14 protein-coding genes are annotated in these 18,203 nt (G+C 35.0%); 3 read left to right on the plus strand and 11 right to left on the minus strand.

Annotated features, from left to right (window positions below; genetic code table 11):
- Nucleotides 1-198 precede the first annotated feature (198 nt).
- Complete coding sequence (locus H6W53_RS08890; protein WP_185206186.1) at nt 199-1,977, plus strand: AMP-dependent synthetase/ligase; 1,779 nt, start codon at nt 199-201, stop codon at nt 1,975-1,977.
- A gap of 481 nt (nt 1,978-2,458) precedes the next feature.
- On the opposite strand, the gene H6W53_RS08895 is transcribed toward H6W53_RS08890, so the two are convergent.
- Both H6W53_RS08895 and H6W53_RS08900 read right to left on the minus strand, forming a co-directional pair.
- Complete coding sequence (locus tag H6W53_RS08895) at nt 2,459-3,235, minus strand: zinc ribbon domain-containing protein (protein WP_076392508.1); 777 nt, start codon at nt 3,233-3,235, stop codon at nt 2,459-2,461.
- Between the two features lie 3 nt (nt 3,236-3,238).
- Nucleotides 3,239-4,336, minus strand: a complete 1,098-nt coding sequence (locus H6W53_RS08900) for a Nif3-like dinuclear metal center hexameric protein (RefSeq protein ID WP_185206188.1) — start codon at nt 4,334-4,336, stop codon at nt 3,239-3,241.
- 63 nt (nt 4,337-4,399) lie between these two features.
- Between H6W53_RS08900 and H6W53_RS08905 the strand changes: the two genes are divergently transcribed.
- Together H6W53_RS08905 and H6W53_RS08910 are read left to right on the plus strand one after the other, a co-directional pair.
- Nucleotides 4,400-5,227 (plus strand): ion transporter, encoded by an 828-nt coding sequence (locus H6W53_RS08905; RefSeq protein ID WP_116099333.1) that lies wholly within the window; start codon nt 4,400-4,402, stop codon nt 5,225-5,227.
- 40 nt (nt 5,228-5,267) lie between these two features.
- Entirely contained in the window at nt 5,268-5,423 is a 156-nt protein-coding gene (locus H6W53_RS08910; protein ID WP_165762959.1) for a hypothetical protein, read from the plus strand.
- Between the two features lie 66 nt (nt 5,424-5,489).
- Here H6W53_RS08910 and H6W53_RS08915 read toward each other — a convergent pair whose 3' ends face one another.
- The 9 genes from H6W53_RS08915 to H6W53_RS08955 form a co-directional block, all read right to left on the minus strand.
- Entirely contained in the window at nt 5,490-7,421 is a 1,932-nt protein-coding gene (locus tag H6W53_RS08915; RefSeq protein WP_185206190.1) for a T9SS type A sorting domain-containing protein, read from the minus strand.
- Between the two features lie 178 nt (nt 7,422-7,599).
- Nucleotides 7,600-10,182 (minus strand): fibronectin type III domain-containing protein, encoded by a 2,583-nt coding sequence (locus H6W53_RS08920; RefSeq protein WP_185206193.1) that lies wholly within the window; start codon nt 10,180-10,182, stop codon nt 7,600-7,602.
- A gap of 329 nt (nt 10,183-10,511) precedes the next feature.
- Nucleotides 10,512-13,277 carry a fibronectin type III domain-containing protein gene (locus H6W53_RS08925; RefSeq protein WP_185206195.1) on the minus strand — a complete coding sequence of 922 codons (2,766 nt, stop codon included), beginning with the start codon at nt 13,275-13,277 and terminating at the stop codon, nt 10,512-10,514.
- A 641-nt stretch (nt 13,278-13,918) separates the two neighbouring features.
- Nucleotides 13,919-14,215, minus strand: coding sequence for a DUF1573 domain-containing protein (locus tag H6W53_RS08930; protein WP_185206197.1), 297 nt, complete (start codon nt 14,213-14,215; stop codon nt 13,919-13,921).
- A gap of 8 nt (nt 14,216-14,223) precedes the next feature.
- Nucleotides 14,224-15,102: a carboxypeptidase-like regulatory domain-containing protein gene (locus H6W53_RS08935; protein WP_185206199.1), complete on the minus strand. Its 879-nt coding sequence runs from the start codon at nt 15,100-15,102 to the stop codon at nt 14,224-14,226.
- Nucleotides 15,103-15,167: 65 nt separating this feature from the next.
- Nucleotides 15,168-15,605 (minus strand): DUF1573 domain-containing protein, encoded by a 438-nt coding sequence (locus H6W53_RS08940; protein ID WP_185206201.1) that lies wholly within the window; start codon nt 15,603-15,605, stop codon nt 15,168-15,170.
- A gap of 17 nt (nt 15,606-15,622) precedes the next feature.
- A complete protein-coding gene (locus tag H6W53_RS08945; protein WP_185206203.1) occupies nt 15,623-16,420 on the minus strand; it encodes a hypothetical protein in 798 nt (265 codons plus the stop codon).
- Nucleotides 16,414-16,674: a hypothetical protein gene (locus tag H6W53_RS08950; protein ID WP_185206205.1), complete on the minus strand. Its 261-nt coding sequence runs from the start codon at nt 16,672-16,674 to the stop codon at nt 16,414-16,416. The genes H6W53_RS08945 and H6W53_RS08950 overlap by 7 nt, the downstream gene beginning before the upstream one ends.
- Before the next feature lie 678 nt (nt 16,675-17,352).
- A complete protein-coding gene (locus H6W53_RS08955; RefSeq protein ID WP_185206207.1) occupies nt 17,353-18,102 on the minus strand; it encodes a DUF6261 family protein in 750 nt (249 codons plus the stop codon).
- Nucleotides 18,103-18,203 lie beyond the last annotated feature (101 nt).

An 18,203-nucleotide genomic window follows, 5' to 3' on the forward strand; every position in this document is an offset into this window, starting at 1 on the left:
AATCTGAAAATAGAATCATAAATTAGATAAAAACAACGAAATATCTCAATTTTTAAATTTTCATCATATATATATTAAGTTTGAATTATTAAATATATTATGGCATACATTTTATTAATTTCTAAATAATCACTTCCAATTTCCACAATTAAAAAAAATGCTTATATTTAAAATCCTTTAACAATTACTTAAAAAATCATGACAATCAAAAGATTATTTGATATTCCTCAATATGCACTGAAAACGTATCCCAAGTCGGATATGTTTGTAACCAAATATCATGGTGAATGGAAGAAAACTTCCACGCAAGAGTTTATCAATGAAGCCAATAAGATATCACGAGGACTTTTAAAACTTGGGATAAAACCCGGTGACAAAATTGCATTAATCACCACCAATTCCCGAACAGAATGGGCAATTATGGATCTCGGACTTTCGCAGATCGGGGTGGTTTCCGTTCCCGTTTATCCAAGTATTTCTCCCGAAGATTATGAATTTATCTTTACCAACGCAGAAATTAAGTACTGTTTTGTGTCGGATAAGGATCTTCTGAACAAAGTGGTAAAGGTAAAACACAATATTCCTTCGTTACAGGGTGTTTTTACATTCGATACTATCGCAGGAGCTGCCAACTGGAGAGAAATTCTGGATCTTGGGGAAGACGATTCTACCCAGATTGAAGTGGAAGATCTTTCCAATACTATTAATTCTGAAGATCTGGCAACAATTATTTATACTTCGGGAACAACAGGAAAACCGAAAGGAGTAATGCTGACTCACCATAATATCGTTTCCAACGTGTTGGGTTCGATCCCGAGAATCCCTAAAAAGAAAAGTCTGGATTATAAAGATACAAGGGTTCTGAGTTTCCTTCCGATCTGCCATATTTTTGAAAGAATGCTTTTTTATCTTTTCCAGTACAACGGTTTTTCGATTTATTTCGCAGAAAGCATCGAAAAGATGGGAGAAAACGTAAAAGAAGTAAAACCTCACTACATGAGCGTGGTACCAAGACTGGTGGAAAAAGTGTATGATAAAATCTACGCCACAGGTTCTTCCGCGGGAGGACTGAAACAGAAAATCTTTTTCTGGGCACTGGATCTGATTTCTAAAAAGAAAAGTGTTTCAAAACCATCCGGATTAAAGGAAATTATTGCCGACAAACTGGTGTTTAAAAAGTGGAGAGAAGGTTTAGGCGGTGAAATCATTACTTTGGTTTCCGGTTCTGCAGCTTTATCTACAAGACTGAATTTAATGTTCCAGAATGCAGGAATTCCTATTCTGGAAGGATATGGATTAACGGAAACTTCACCTGTAATTTCGGTAAATTCTTTCAGCAAAATGAAAATCGGAACCGTAGGTTTACCTCTTGACAATCTGAATGTTAAAATCCAGGCAGACGGAGAAATTACGGTAAAAGGTCCTTCTATTTTTAAAGGCTATTTTAAAAATGAAGAAATGACGAAAGAAGTCTTTACAGAAGATGGCTATTTCAGAACGGGTGACATCGGACATATCGACAACGACGGGTTTTTACAGATCACCGACCGTAAAAAGGAGATGTTCAAGACTTCGGGAGGAAAATATATTGCTCCGCAGACCATAGAAAATTTAGCAAAAGCTTCAAAGTTTATCGAGCAGATCATGGTTGTCGGAGACGGCGAAAAAATGCCTTGCGCATTGGTACAGCCAGATTTTGAATTTGCAAAAAGCTGGGCATCCAGAAACAATCTGAATGTAGGTTCCACTCCACAGGAAATTGCCAAAAGTGCGGAATTAAAAGAAAGAATTAAAAAAGAGATTGACGATATCAACCAACATTTAGGAAACTGGGAACAGATCAAAAAAATTGAGCTTACCCCGGAAATCTGGAGCATTGATGCCGGTCTTTTAACGCCAACTTTAAAGCTGAAAAGAAAAGCGATTAAAGAGAAATTCATCGATCTTTACAATAAGATGTATGAGCATAAGGAATAATAATATAAACCGTTTCTTTTTGAGGCGGTTTTATTTTTAACACAAATTGCACAAATATTTTCACGAATGACTCTATCTAATTATTTCAAAATAAAGCTATTTAAGTTTTCCATTGAATAAATGTTTTTAAATATTCTTTTTCTTTATAATCACTACTATCATGTGGTTTATATTTATTTTTTAAAAACTCTATAGAGTTTTATCTGTGTAGACATGATATTAGAAGGACGTTCGGCGTTCCGTAGGAACGCTATCTTTAGAACATTTATCCTATTATAGATATCAACCCTGCGGATTGATTGATAGACTTGCTCTTATTTCTACACAGATTCCGCTCCTAAAGGAGCAAAGCTCTTTTACTTTAAAAAACTTCAATATTAAATTGTGCTATCTGCGAAACATTTGCGCAATTAGTGTTTAAAGCCAAAAAAAAAGCTGTTCCAAATTTGAAACAGCTTTATATCTTTAAAATCCTAAGTAATTAAAATTTAATTACAGATTTCATTCTTTCGTTTTCTTCCATTACCAACTCGTCGTCAACAAGGATTTTTCCTGAATGCTCATCGATGATGATTTTCTTTCTCTGAGCAATTTCCATCTGCTTTTGCGGTGGAATGGTGAAGAATGATCCTTTCGGAGCGCCTCTTTCCAATCCTACTACAGCAAGACCGTTTGGAGAGTTTGTTCTGATTCTGTTGTATGAAGCCAATAATCTCTCATCAATTTTTTCAGAGAATTCTTTTGATTTCTCGATAAGATATTCTTCTTCTTTCTGAGTTTCAGAGATAAGACCTTCCAATTCTTCTTTTTTGAATTTCAGGTGATTTTTAAGCTCATCAATTTTTGAATTCAACTCGCTTAACGTTTCGTTTTTGTGACCTATTTTAGCACCGAATTCTTTAATTCTTTTCTCTGCAAGCTGGATTTCAAGCTCCTGATATTCAATCTCCTTACCTAATGCTTCAAACTCTTTATTGTTTCTTACATTATCCTGCTGAGATTTGTATTTTTCAATTAAAGTTTTTGCATGGTTTATTACTTCATGCTTTGTTTTGATCTGGTCGTCCTGATCTTTGATTTCTGCATGAAATTTTTCAGCTCTTTTTTCAAGACCTTCGATTTCAATCTCAAGATCCTCTACTTCGATTGGCAATTCTCCTCTTGTATTTCGGATTTCGTCCAATCTAGAATCAATGATCTGCAAATCGTATAAAGCTCTTAACTTCTCTTCAACTGAAATATCGTTGGTTTTTGCCATATTTTAAATGAAATAATTTACCGGGTTTGTTTTCTCAATAGATTTTGAGATTGCAAATGTACTAAATTTTTGTGACAATATTTCAAATAATTGTTGAGTTACAAATTGTTCTGATTCAAAATGCCCGATATCACAAATCATCATTTTCGAATCGGCAAGGAAAAAATCGTGATATTTTACATCTCCCGTAAGATAAGCATCACATTTTTTGGAAATTGCAGAACGGATTCCGCTTGCGCCCGAACCGCCCAGAACTCCTACTCTTTTAATTTTTTTATTATTGAATCCTGAATGACGGATCATCTCCAGACTGAATTTATCCTTTACAAATTTCAGAAAATCTTTTTCATCCATCGGCTCATCAAGATCACCATACATTCCCAATCCTGAATAATGGTTGGTATTTTCCAGGCTGTAAATCTGGTGCGCAACTTCCTCATACGGATGTGCCATTTTCATTGCATTAACGATCTGTCCCTGTTTGTAATCCTCAAAAATTACAGAAACCATATCCTCATCTGCATTCTCACGGATGTTCTGCTGTCCCGAAAACGGATTTGAACCTTCAATCGGTCGGAACGTTCCATTTCCGTTGATTTTGAAACTGCATTCGTCATAAAATCCGATATTTCCTGCACCTGCCGAAAATAATGCTTCCTTTACTTTTTCAGAATAATCTTTCGGAACGAAAACCGTAAGCTGTTTCAGATTATTTTTTTTAGGCTGAAGAATTTTTATGTTTTTTAATCCCAACTGATCGCAGATTCCGCGGTTTACTCCAAAAAAATCATTATCGAAAGCCGTATGAATGGCATAAATTGCAATTTTATTTTCAATAGCTTTTAAAACAGCTCTTTCCACATAGTTTTTACCTGTTAAAGATTTCAGTCCCGAAAAAATGATCGGATGAAAACATACAATTAAGTTACAGTTCTTTTCAATGGCTTCATCCACAACATTTTCCAATGCATCATGGCATATCAGAATTCCGGAGACATTTCTGTCCGGAACACCACACAGCAAACCTACATTATCAAAATCTTCTGCCTGCTGCAAAGGAATTCTTTCTTCTATTTTGGCAATTACCTTACTTATTGTCATTTTATTGTCTATGTTTGGTACGAAAATAGGGATTATTTGTTAATTTAAAAAAAACATCGAAAAATGGAAAAAGAGCACAATCTTATTCCCGAAGATGCACTCTGGAAAAGACACCTTTATCGCATCATATACCGCTCCGACACAAAGCTCGGAAAGCTTTTTGATATTATTTTATTGTTGCTGATCCTCATCAGTACCGCTATTATAATGATGGAAAGTGTACCGAAGCTTGATAAAAGGTTTCATTATACATTCATTATTATGGAATGGATTATTTCCATATTTTTTTCGGCGGAATATTTTTCGAGAATTGCCGTAGTGAAAAACAAACGGAACTATATTTTCAGTTTTTTCGGAATTATTGATTTTCTTGCTTTAATTCCTTTTTATCTGAGCTTCATTTTTCCGGTTACCAAATATTTCCTGATTTTCAGAATGTTGAGAATGCTTAGAGTTTTCCGGGTTTTCAACTTATTAGATTTTATGAATGACGGCTCCGTGATTGTGAGAGCATTAAAGAACAGTTCAAGAAAAATTTATATTTTCCTTTTATTTTTAATTATTTTCTCCGTAATTGTCGGCTCACTGATGTTTATGGTGGAAGGCGGAAGACAGGGCTTTGAAACTATTCCACAGGCGATTTACTGGGCGGTGGTTACTGTTACAACGGTTGGTTATGGCGACGTTTCCCCGATTACTCCGATGGGAAAATTTTTTGCCGTGGTTTTAATGCTTGCCGGTTATTCTATTATTGCCGTTCCTACAGGAATTGTAACTGCCGAGATGAGAAACAAAAGACAGAATCTGGAAAAAGTGTGCGACCGATGCGGAAATGAAGATATTGATGATGATGCAAGGTATTGCAAACAGTGTGGCAAGAAATTGGCTTAGTAAAAATATAATGATCTATTAACGAAACACCACAAAAATCATGGAACCTAATAAAAACAAACCGAACAGCTTAGTAATTATCCTTATTTCATTGATCGCACTTGTGATCGTGGTTTATTTTATCCTTGTTATGTTTTTCCCTGCTATTTTTGATAGCATGACGACGGGTGAAATTCAGCCTGTTCCCAATAAATAAAGTTTTTTCATTTAAAATAACAAAGGCGATCTTTACAGACCGCCTTTTATTATGCTTAAATTTTCTTTATTTTTTAATTGTTTTTACGACCTGCTTAGAACCGTCTTTCATATCCAACATCAGAAAATATACCCCTTGTTTCAATTCTCCCAAATGAATCTCAGAAGTAGGATTTTCGATAACTCTTATCAGTCTTCCTGAAACATCTGTTACAGAAACTGATTTTACTTTTGCTATATCAGAAATATTAACAACATCCCTGAAAGGATTTGGAAATACTTTAATGGTATTTTTATTGGCTGCCACTTCGGAAGTTGCTAAATTATTTTTCGTAATGTTAATGGTAAATGCTCCTTCCGGCTCATCTGACCAACCACTGTAATGACCAACATTTACATAATAGGTATTTCCTGCAAGTGTAGGAACAGAAACTGTTTCAGCGCCTCCCTGTCCACCATCATCTACTGTACTTTCGCAGTTTAATGCAGAACAATTTCCGCTGTAAACTCCAATCTGAGGATCAAAATCACTTCCTGCAGGCATCGTTACATTAATATTAAATGTACTTCCGTCTCCTGTAAAAGTAAACCAGGTTCCGTCATTCATTTCATTAGAACATACGCTTACAATTCCCGAGTTATTGGTAGCTCCCGCTCCATCGTTTTGCGCGTAAGTATAAGGGAAAGCAGTAGCAGATAATGCTCCGGAACAAGCATCATTTGCCGGTGGCGGAGGGAAAGTTCCTACGCAGATATTAAAGCTTTGATTACTTCCTGCACCATAATAACTGTACACTCTCACCAGATATGTTTCTCCTACCGTAAGACCCGATACAACTCCTGAAGGCGGATCTGAACACAAAATACTTGATAGTGCTCCACAACCTCCGCTGAATACCTGAAAATAAGTATCTGTATCTCCCGCTGTACTTCCTACAGAGGTAATATTAAGAAGAGATATTTTATGAGTTGTAGCAGTGGCTACAAATTTAAACCAAACATCATCATCTGCTTGTCCATAACACGGACTTGGAGCAGTTCCTGAATCTGTTGCGCCAATTGTATACCCTGCAGTTACTGTTCCGCAGTTCAGATTCGGGTTTACAGGAATTGTAATTGCTGTGGCGCATTCATCATTAGCCGGTGGCGGCGGTGCAGTAGTAAACATCTGCTCTGTACATCCTGAAGATTCTCCTCCCGAACCTACTGCTACGATTTTAACGTAATGGGTTGTATTCGGAGCCAATGCTGCTGAAGGTGTATAACTATTGGTTGTTACAGAAACCTGATTCGCTATACTCGTTCCTCCTGGAGAAGTTCCGATAGAAACTTTATAGCTCGTTGCTCCTGCTGTATTGTTCCATGTGATGGTAGGAGTTAAAGGAATAAATGTAGCATTATTTGCCGGATAGGTAACAATCGGGCAAGCAGGAACTGGGTTGGAAGACAGTCCTTCAAAGGTAACAACGGATTTATAATTTACAAGGTTTCCTGTAGCAGGTGGTGAAGCCGGATCAGGATTTGTATAATCATCTTTATAATAAATCGTAGAATTTTGCGCTCCATTGTAAACATACATTGCCTCATCATAATCATTATTATCATAACCTGCAGAGTTTTCCTCTGCCGCAATAACAAGATTAGAAGTATTATTGTAAGCGAAAGGCGTTGGAAAAACTACTTCGATAACTCCGTTGTTATTGCTTACAGTTCCGGAAAAAACCTGCGTTAACTGAGCTCCGGGAATCCAGTCTGAATTGGAGCTGAAGGATGTTTTGTTGGTGAGCCCTAGATAAACTACCCATTGTGAAGAGTTTGAAATTGACATTGAAGGGTCTATATAGAACTTGAGTCCTGTAATATTCCCTGCTGCATTGGCGTTAATTTCCTGCTTTGTGAAAATCTGCTGTACATAAGAATAACCGTAATACGTACTTATTGGAGCTACCCCAACATCTGTACTTCCTGAACCCAAAGTAATCTGGGCTGAAAAAGTCATACTTAAAAATAATAAGCATGAGAGTAAAAATTTTGTCATAAACTATCTATATTTTGTTGATTGAGTACTAATTTAATAATAATATTTAAATTTTAACATTAATTTTAAATATTATTGATAAAAAAAATAGCGACTAAAAAAATTAGTCGCTATTATTATTTATAAAACGTATTAAAAATTATTTTTTAATAGTTTTTATCGTTTGTTTAGAACCATCTTTCATTTCCAGAGTAACTAAATACATTCCTTGTTTCAATTCTCCTAAATGAAGTTCTGAAGTAGGATTTGCAATAGTTTTTACCAATCTTCCCGCGATATCTGTAACCAATACATTTTTAACATTCGCTACATCGGAAATATTCAATATATCTGAGAATGGATTAGGATAAACTTTGATCTTATTTTTAGCATCTTTTACTTCGTTTGTTGCTAAAACTAATGATGCGTCATAAGCAGAGATCTGGAATGCACCATCAACTGAACTGGAATACCTCCAAACACTTACATATAACACAGCTCCTGGAGTTTGACCTGTTAACGTTAATTTAGAAAATGCTCCGTTACCGGAATCATCATCACATCCAATCGAAGTTGTGGTACTACAATCTGCAAATACAGATAACACTGTATCAGTTAATAAGGAACCACTTACTGCGTCAGTTTCAATTGTTACACTTCCAGAAGCTGGCACAGTAAATTTATACCATACATTTCCTGCAACATTGGTTGGTGTGAAAAGACAGCTAGCTGTTAAAGCTGAAGTATTTGTAGCACCTGAAGTTGTACCATTTATTGCATTTTGCGCAAAAGTACCACCAAGCGTTAAAGCAATTGCTCCAGAACAGTCATCATTTGCAGGAGGCGGAGGTGCTGTTGTAAAGCTTCTTTCAGAGCATCCCTGAGATGTAGACATAGCATCATATGCATTTAAGGTATAATAATAAGTTGTATTATAACTTAATGCAGTTGGAAGTGTATACGATGTTACATTTCCTAAATCCTGAGCATTCATAATATCAGTAGCACCAGCTGAAGTACCGATAGAAAGTTTATAACCAGAAACTCCGGTTACAGCAGTCCAGGTAAATGTAGGTGTTACAGAAACATTTGTTGCAGCAGCTGAAGGTGCAGTAACAGTAGGACAGAAAAACTTTGTCGTAAATGTTACAGGAACCCAGATTGACTGATCTGAAGCACTACAACTAGATCTCACCCAGAAATAATAGGCTGTAGCAGATGCTAAGTTAGGCAATGTAGTTGTTGTAGCAGTTAAGCCAGAAATTGTAGGCGTTGTAGTAGCAGTCGGAGCTGTATTTGTTGTACTATAATACACATCATAACCATTCGCAGGTACAGGATTTGGTGCAGTCCAGTTTACAACAGCAGAATTATACGTTAAAGTTGCAGCAGGCACTGTAACCGCTGAAGGCTCTGAACATGTAGGAGTAATATTAATGTTAATATCATCTACGTATAAATTATATTGATTACTTACTGAGTATGCATTAAATCCAAAATAATAAACTCCAGATGCAGTAGGAGTAAAGTCTACAAAGTTAGTTGCTGCAGTTGCAGTATTAATACTTGGGTGATCTGCTAAAGCATTTGTCATACTAGAACTACTTGCTGAAGTACCATAAGCAACCTTTAGTTTTTCAACATACGTTGTACTGTTATTTCCATATGTATACTTAATTCTGTAAGAAACTCCTGCTGTTAAGTTGATTCCCTGAGTATAGAACCAAGCATTTGCATCATTACTAAAATTGTACAGATAAGTAAGCGCTTTAGTAGTAAATCCATAACCAGCCGGAGAACTTGTTGTCCAGTTATTTCCTGTTCCTGCATTTTCTGAAGAAGTACAAGAAGGTAATGCAGGTGTTGTTACACTTTCAAAATCCTGAACATAAGGAACACTTGTAGATGTACATGCAGTTGTGAAGCTCAAAGGACCTGCCCAAGAACTTGTAGATCCGGAACCGCAATTAGAACGCACCCATACGTAATAAGTTGTGTTAGAAGATAAACTTCCTAAACTTTTACTTGTTGTTGTAGAAGTTCCTGTTGCAGAAGTCGCTGCCGTAGGAGCAGTATTAGAAGTAGATACATAATATTCGTATCCAGAAGCCGGCGCCGAACTAGGAGCAGCCCATGTAATATCAGCCGTTGAAACACCAACATTTGAAACCGTAGGTGCAGAAGGAGGTAAACAAGCAGGTGCAGCTCCTTGAGAAACCGTAACATCGTCAAAATAAACATAATTATCTGATGTGGACAGTCCTGATTTTGCCTCAAATCTTAAATAAACATTTCCCGAAGAAGGCAGACCTGTAATGGTTGCTGTCTTTGTGGCACAAGTTGCAGAAACAACGTGTGTTCCACTATTAATACTGTAAGCTGTCGTCCAAGGACCTGAAGCTGATGTGGACCATTGTAGATTAATTACACCAAAATCTGCAGCACTGGCTCCAGTAGTGTTACTTGAATACTGTGTAACTTTGTAAGAAAAACCAACTGTAAGATCTCCTCCGTTTGTTCCTGTAAGTGCTGGAGAAACAAGATAAGAAGATAAGTTATAATAGTTGTTTGCTCTTACACTTGCCGTACCATTACATGGGGTTGTAGTATTTCGACTGAAAGAACCAGAGCCACTTGTAGTCCATGAGCCCAAACCTGTGGGTTCCCAGTCATAGGTATACGAAATTTGCGCTGAAGCTCCTATTCCAAGAGCCATCATGCACGATAATAGAAATTTTTTCATGTTTAAGTAAAAATAAAATTAGGTGATGTAAAAGTAAAAATAAATTTTAATTTAATTAACCAAAACTTTATAAATAATTCATATTTAATACTAAAACAAATCATTATTAAACTAATTATTAAACAATCATTTGAATAGTTAAATAAATAACAATTTTAAAACTAAATATAATAAACTGTTTATCAAAAAGTTAATAATTAGTAACAATAATTAATTTACAACAATTAACATAATAATTTATTTTCGAATAACTTATAAAATTTTTATAAAAAAAATAGCGACTAATAAATTAGCCGCTATTATTCTCTATTAATTATAAATAATTAAATTTATTTTTTAATTGCTTTAATAGTTTGTCTAGAACCATCCTTCATTTCAAGCGTCACTAAATACATTCCTTGTTTCAACTCTCCCAAATGAAGTTCTGAAATAGGATTTGCAATAGTTTTCACCAATCTTCCCGCGATATCTGTAACCAATACATTTTTAACATTCGCTATATTTGAAATGTTTAATACATCTGCAAATGGATTAGGATATACTTTGATGTAATTCTTGGTATCTTTTAATTCATTTGTTGCAAGTATTGTAGATTCTTTTAAGCTGATATCATCCAATAATAGATTATCATAGAAGTATCCATTACCCGCTACATCTTTATCTACCACAAATCTTACCTGTACAGTCTTACCAATATATGCAGCTGGCAAGACTAAAGATACTGTTCTCCAAGTCGATGCATTGGACGTGTCTGCAAAAATAGTTTCCCAAGTAGAAGAATTAACATCCTTGATATCAACCGTAAGTTTATTATTGTCATAAGCCGGCTGGCTGGTAGGGTTTACTCCCGTCCCATGATTCTTAAACCATCTGAACTCCAACGCAGGATTTGTTAATCCAGTTAAATTAACCATTGGTGTCATTAATGTAACATCATGAACTCCTGTATATGGGCTGGACGCATCCACATAAGCAAACTGTCCTGCAGTATTATTCTGCCCCGCAGCACTATAAGTTGTACCATAGTCCTGAGTAGAACTACCAAATTGCCAAAGTGCATAACCCGTGTTATTTGTGCTTGATGTAGACCAACAATTCGGAGCAGCTCCTGAATTAAAGTTTTCAGTAAACGGTGCTGAGAAAGAGCTACATAAAGTTGTGAATACTGCAGAGCTTGACCATTGACTTAAATCTGAAGCACTACATTTTGATCTTACCCATACATAGTAGGTTGTAGCTGCAGAAAGACTTCCTAAATTCTGAGACGTTGTCATAACCCCAGTAATAGTAGGAACGGTTGCACCAGTAGGAGCCGTGTTTGACGTACTATAGTATATTTCATATCCATTAGCTGGTGCTGTCGCAGGAGAAGTCCATGCCAATGTTGCTCCTGAACTCGTAATCGCAGACGTATTTAAACCTGTAGGAACATCACATGTAGGAATAGATTCTACCACAAAATTATCTACAAAGAAATCATAATCAGGAGCATCATCTACTGTTCCATCACTTCCATACACTGCAAAAATTACATTATTCCCATTATAGGCTGTTAAATTAAGAGTATATGTATTTAAAGTATTACCAGGAGCATTAGAAGCATTCCAAGTCTGAAGAACCGTCCATGTAGTACCACCGTCAGTTGATACTACAAACTGTAAAACATCGTCAGATCCCATAGGACTTGAAGTCGTAACACCATATGCTGTTAAACCATAATCAAATTTAACTCTGTACCCCCCTGCAGACAAATTAAACGCAGGAGAAATCAACCAACCATTTCTAGCAGTTGAATACAGATTTATTCTTGCCGCACCTGTAGAACCGGAATTTAAGAATCCATCTTCTATCCAGTAGTTGGTAGTACCCGTTCCCGGTCCTGTTGCCGGTGATCCTCCATTTAAACGAGACCAGCATGCTCCAGGGAATGTAGAAAAATTATTTGTGTAACTTGGAGTATAAGCACCACAAACTGTCGTAAAGTTTCTTATAGTACATGAAGAAGAAATCGTTCCTCCATTATATGCATTTACCGTATAATAGTAAGTGGTAGAAGTATTTAGTGCCGTACTTAATGTATAAGTAGTAACATTTCCTACATCTACATTATTTAAAACATCAGTTCCTCCGGAAGTTGTTCCCATAGATATTTTATAACCTGTAGCACCGGTAGTAGCTGCCCAGGTAATTGTAGGTGTTGTAGAAACTCCCGTTGCAGCAGCTGCAGGAGCACTTACAGAAGGACAACTAATGTTTGCCGTAGTAAAAGATCTTTCGGTGCATCCGGTAGCACTTCCTATTGAATTTTTAGGTATTACAGTAAGATAATATTGCTGATTGAAGTTGAGAGGTGTACCTGAGGACACTGTATAAGTAGTAACATTTCCTACATCTACTCCATTCATAACGTCCGTACCTCCAGAACTTGTTCCTAAGTTAATCAGATAACTCGTAGCGCCATTTTGTCCTAAAACACCAGCCCACGTAAAAGTAGGAGTTACAGAAACACCCGTAGCATTGGCAGCAGGAGCAGAAATTGTAGTACATGCAGGAGCTGCAACAGCAGGAGGGAATGTAACATCAAATCCAATTACAGGTCTTCTGTAGTTCGAACTGGCAAGTGTTGCTGTAAAAGCACTGGATGTGTTTAGATACTTAGTGGTATTATTGTTTGTTGTAGAGATACAGGTTGTTCCATATTCATAATCCCATGTAATACTTGAAGAAGGAGCAGTTGTTTGAGTGTACTCTAGATATACTGCTAAATTACTTCCGGAAGTATAAGAAAAATTAGTTGTATGAGCAAACTGCTTAAATCCAGCAGCAGAACCAACAGCGGCGGCAGGATCTGAATCGTAAACCAATGTAGCAGTTGAAATTTCAGTAGCCCAGTCCGGAGAAGCAGAGCCAAAATCAGTCGCCGTAGTAAGTTTCAGATAAATTTTAAAATTGGTACCTGCAGGAAGAGAACCGGAAGTAGCAATCCTTCTGAAATAAGTTCCAGTAATTGTTCCTCCGTTTATAGCTGCAAGTTGTGAAGCAGGAAGAATAAAAGCAGTCCTGTTTTTGTTATTAGTCGTGGTAGTACTGTTCATTGGTCCGTAAGTATTAGATCCAATCCCTGTTGAACAGGTCGTGACAGTAAAATTTTGTCCCTCATAGCTTTGATATACAAACAAGCACATCAAAAGCAAGAACAGAAAATTGAGCTTTTTCATTTCTTTAGCAAATTAAAATTAGGTACTGTAAAAGTATAAATAATTTTTAATTTAATTAACCAAAATTTCACAAATATTTAACATTTAATAATAAAACATGAAATAAAATACATTATTATTAAACAATCATTTGAATAATTAAACTTATCACAATTAAATAACAACCCATAAGAAACTGTATATCAAACAGTTAAAAATTACTCCCAAATAATTGATTTACAATAATATAAAACTTAACATAAAAAAATATAGACTGTCCTTTTGAGACAGTCTATATTACATAGAATTAGTGAGTCCTATCCTATCAAATAATCTTTTGACATACCAATAAATTACTGACTCCTTTCGATACCCCTCAATATCGTAACCTTCAGCTTAAATTTCTTTTCTTTTTCATTTAATATCTGTAACATTCCCTTTCAAGGTTAACTCTGTAACTCCATCATTAAAATTACCCTCGACTAATATTGTAGCAGAGTTCTTTCCTAAAACTGCTTTTTTAGGAATAAAACGAGCCTTTATTTCAGTTTGCTGATTAGGCAAATGGGAATTTTTTTATAATCAACAACGGTGCAGTTGCAGTTTGGAAGTACTTTATTAATTATTAGAGGTTCATCCCCAATATTTTTTATTACAAAATTATAATTAACAGTATCTAGATAGGTAATATTTCCAAAGTCATATTCTCTGACAGGTATATCAGCTTTTCCTTTTAGCTCAATATAATAATACTTTTCTCTTTTGTGTGTTATTAAAGCTATTATTAACATGACTAAAATTAAGCCTATAATTATGATAAAACTTTTTTTCTTCATAAATGTAATTAATTAGATGGAAACAAAACTTCTAAACCAATCATTGGATTAACAAATCCCATATTGCTTCCTGTTGAACCATTCCTCCATCCTGTGTTATGATAATTAGACCAGGTTATAGGTTTGTTTTTTTTGCTTATAGTGTATCGAAACATGGGTCCGAATCGAGCATACTTGTCTACTTTACCTTGTGTATTAATCAATTCAACACCAATACAAATCCCATTTTTGGGGAACCTAATGTTATAATCTTCTACATCTATCCATAGCCTATATTTTTGGTTTTTAGGATTCACATATACATTTTTACTATATAGCTCTTCTCCGGGCTTATTATTAGTCTCATCATATTTGTAAAATTTAATATTAAACATAGCTACATAGTCCACATTATCTCTTCTTTTCAAATCAATATACACTCTTTTAACTTTTCCGCTCTTCTCAGAAACCGAGTTTTCGATATATACACAAGTTTCATATCCAATTAATGAAGTCATTCCAACATTACCTTCTTTGCTTTCTCCAAGCAGTTCCTTTTTATTGTAGTCAATTTTCTTTTGAGATAGCACCACCTCTTCAATATTGGAAACTTTTATATCAAGCGGTATACTTAGAATGACGTTCTCTTTATTCTTAAAACCGGATAGAGGAATTTTTTTTGGCTTATATCCTAATGTAGATACTTTCAATGTATCATAAATACTATTTCTTATATCTAATTCAAATTGTCCTATTTCATCCGAATAAATACCTTTTCCATTAATAAGAACAATATTTGCATAAGGTATTGGCTTCTTAGTCATTGAATCTGTAACAATTCCTTTTATAATTTGAGCATAGAAGATATTACAAATGATTAATAATAATGCTGTAACTATTTTTTTCATTCTTTGTTTAATAAAAATCCACCTCATAACTAAGGCGGATTGACGTAAATAAAATTTTAAACTTTTTATTTTCTTCTATACCCTTCAATATATATCTTTTTGATATACGGATAAAAACTGCCATAAACCGTAATACCCTGATAAAAATTACCCAGTTTTTCAAATTTCATGTTTACAGAGATCGTTTGTGATTGATTAGGCAGCATGATGCTATCATACTTTGATATTTCATTACAGGAACAGGGAGGCTTTACTATAAGGGATCTTAAATTCCTTTGCCCTCTGTTTTTAATAGTAATATCAATCTTTTTACTTTCTCCTTCTATCGTGTCTAAATCTATAAACTCAGGAATTTCTATTTTGGTTAATTGATTTTCGGGAATTTTTGAGACTCTTTTGTAAATTTCATCACTATTCTTAAGATTGAAGTTATTACTTTTCACTTTCTTTTCTTCTTTGCAAGAAAGCAAAAAGACAAATGCTACGATTGCGTATTTTTTCATTTTAAAGTATTAATTGTTTACTGTAAAACCTTAAGCTTATAAAAGTAACCATTAATCGTTGACTTTTTCCATGCCTTATACTGTGGAAAATAAGAATACATATAAGTATCTTTATTCATTTTCAATAAAGCTGTTTTTGTAGTATCTCTGGATAAATAATAAAATGATACAAAAAAGCCGTTATCTGGATATTTCATGATTTTTGGCAGGATAATTTCCCATTTTTTATTTACTGTCTCTGAAATATCTCTTTGGAAAGACATAATTGGATTATCAATATCTGGAAATCCATTGATATTAGGTAAAATTTGAATATCTATATTTCCTTTTATATCGTGAGGAAAGGAAATAAGATTTGGAAAAAAAATAATAGATTTTACAAATGTTTTTTTGGATACTTCTATTTTAATAAAAGTAGCGTTAAGATTATTAGGGAAAATAGATGCAGAAGAACGCTTTAATTCGTTACTCTTAATTGTCTTTTCTTTCCTATTAACATTTTCATCGTTTGAGATGTGAACTTCTTCTATCTCTTTTACCTTATCAAAAAAAAACAACGTGTCTTGGCTTACCGAAAAGTCCAATAATCTGTTGTTATAAACAATTTTATCATCAGGCTCAAAAGATATATTTTTAAAATTAGCCTTGTTTATTTCTATGTTTTTACCTTGATGCTTTACAATAACATTTGCAAATGTTTTATAATCTGAATTTCTAATAAAAATTTGACTTTTGAAAATGGTTACAAAGAATAAAAAGGAAAAGAGCAATGCTCTTTTCCAATAATTATAACTCTTAAAATTATACATTAACATGGTCTAAATTCTGATGTAGTATAAGTGTCAACAGCGATCCACATTACATAGTATACATGATATACTTCACATTCACATTTTGCAGTACCATCTGCTTGAATTTCGCCTGTAGGAGAACAGTTTCCACTGCCAATTGTTTCACTTCCCCAAAATCTTCTCTCAGTCTCAGAAGAATCCCCACCTTTACTTGTTGCGGATGATAATGTAAATACAGATGCTAATCCTAAAGCACCTATTAAAAGTTTCTTTTTCATAATAAAATGTTTTTTTTAAATAATTTTTAATCCCTACTTATTTCATCCGGAATCCCAAAAAGGTAATTTCCAGACTTTACTTTCAAAAGAAGATGTTATCTTCTTAATTAAGAAGGCAGGTTTTCGGATTGTCCTGCCATTGAAATATTTTATACTGTCTATTCGATTTTTTATTACCAATTTTCTCTAACAATAAATAGCAAAGCTATATTATTTAAAACAGATTGAATCTGTGTTTTTTCTAAAAGCAAATTGATTGTCCGTTTATTAACCTAAAGCTTCGACAGGCTCAGCTTGACATCGTTAGAAATCAAGCGTTTAGTATTAGAGGTGTCACACTGAGCTTGTCGAAGTACCTGTTATAAATAATTGATTTTCATATCAATGCATAGTAACAGGTTGTTTAACGGATATTCAAAAAAGTAATTAATTATACAATAATTATTTTAATAATTCAAAATGAATTTCATTGTAAGAAGCAATAAAAGATGATATGCTCCCTAAGGCATTTTATCTTCGGATGCTCCCGAAAACACATTCCTTTGGGCGAAACAATTTCGGAACTCCCCGAAAATGTTTTCCTTTTGGCGGAATACACCCGGCGGGTTCCGAAAGTCTGCTCCTTTAGGCGGGACGGTTTCGGCTGTTCCCGACAGCTCCCTCCCTTCGGCGGTGGCTCTAGGAAGGCGTTTCCGGAGATTCAGGTTTCTGATCTTCTCCCCCGCTTTCTTCCGTACTGCTGTATTTGGTAACGGCAAGATTATATTGGTTTACCAGACTGCTGAGCTTTGCCATCAACTGATCGTATTCTGCATTCGGGGTAAGCAGGGCATGAGCTTCTATATGCTGCTTCAGCGTTCGGTAAGCTTCCGTAGATGCTGTTCTGGCAGTGGCTAATACACCTGTTTCTACTTCCGAAAGCTGTACGGTACGGGCAATATACTTGTTGTTAAAATTTTGGTTAGAAGTTTTCAGCTCGTTTACCCAGTCAGCAAGTTGAAGCTGGGAGATTTTATCGCTGTGCTTTTCTTCCCATTCTGCTACGATGCTGTTAATAGTTGCAGTTTCCAACTGATACCGAAGCTTATAGATACGCTCCCCAAAACGGTTGAGAATATCTAAAAGTGCAAAGGCATTGTTCTTGGTGACCGGATCGAAATGGTACTGCCATGCTTCCAAAATCATCTTGATCCCGATAACAGCGTTGTCTCTCTGCGCATCCAGAGCCTGAATTTCCGGTGTAATATCGCTTCCCGTATAAGGCAGATAAGCATTATTAAAACTTTGTGCCGCTGTTTGCAAAACTGTTCTTTGGCTGCCAATATTTAATTGGTCGGCAGTAGTTTGAGGCAAAAGTTCCAGTACATTGTTTACGAATTGCAGAAAATCTCCGTTACGGTATTTTTCCAGATTGGCGGTTGTAATCATTGTGTTATTTTAAAATTTTAAAGGGCTAATTTATAAAAAAATTGAAAGCGTTTTTCTGTTCAGGTATATTTTACGAAAAAAATTTTAGACAATTTCAAAAT

The organism is Chryseobacterium sp. C3 (assembly GCF_014218905.1).
Classification (GTDB): Bacteria; Bacteroidota; Bacteroidia; order Flavobacteriales; family Weeksellaceae; genus Chryseobacterium; species Chryseobacterium mucoviscidosis.

Bases quoted from the DNA above. Each gene is read 5' to 3' on its own strand.
- H6W53_RS08910 (WP_165762959.1), top strand. From the start codon at position 5,268: ATGGAACCTAATAAAAACAAACCGAACAGCTTAGTAATTATCCTTATT.
- H6W53_RS08900 (WP_185206188.1), bottom strand. From the start codon at position 4,336: ATGACAATAAGTAAGGTAATTGCCAAAATAGAAGAAAGAATTCCTTTG.
- H6W53_RS08955 (WP_185206207.1), bottom strand. From the start codon at position 18,102: ATGATTACAACCGCCAATCTGGAAAAATACCGTAACGGAGATTTTCTG.
- H6W53_RS08905 (WP_116099333.1), top strand. From the start codon at position 4,400: ATGGAAAAAGAGCACAATCTTATTCCCGAAGATGCACTCTGGAAAAGA.
- H6W53_RS08945 (WP_185206203.1), bottom strand. From the start codon at position 16,420: ATGTTAATGTATAATTTTAAGAGTTATAATTATTGGAAAAGAGCATTG.
- H6W53_RS08950 (WP_185206205.1), bottom strand. From the start codon at position 16,674: ATGAAAAAGAAACTTTTAATAGGTGCTTTAGGATTAGCATCTGTATTT.
- H6W53_RS08915 (WP_185206190.1), bottom strand. From the start codon at position 7,421: ATGACTTTTTCAGCCCAGATTACTTTGGGTTCAGGAAGTACAGATGTT.
- H6W53_RS08920 (WP_185206193.1), bottom strand. From the start codon at position 10,182: ATGAAAAAATTTCTATTATCGTGCATGATGGCTCTTGGAATAGGAGCT.
- H6W53_RS08940 (WP_185206201.1), bottom strand. From the start codon at position 15,605: ATGAAAAAATACGCAATCGTAGCATTTGTCTTTTTGCTTTCTTGCAAA.
- H6W53_RS08925 (WP_185206195.1), bottom strand. From the start codon at position 13,277: ATGAACAGTACTACCACGACTAATAACAAAAACAGGACTGCTTTTATT.
- H6W53_RS08895 (WP_076392508.1), bottom strand. From the start codon at position 3,235: ATGGCAAAAACCAACGATATTTCAGTTGAAGAGAAGTTAAGAGCTTTA.
- H6W53_RS08930 (WP_185206197.1), bottom strand. From the start codon at position 14,215: ATGAAGAAAAAAAGTTTTATCATAATTATAGGCTTAATTTTAGTCATG.
- H6W53_RS08935 (WP_185206199.1), bottom strand. From the start codon at position 15,102: ATGAAAAAAATAGTTACAGCATTATTATTAATCATTTGTAATATCTTC.
- H6W53_RS08890 (WP_185206186.1), top strand. From the start codon at position 199: ATGACAATCAAAAGATTATTTGATATTCCTCAATATGCACTGAAAACG.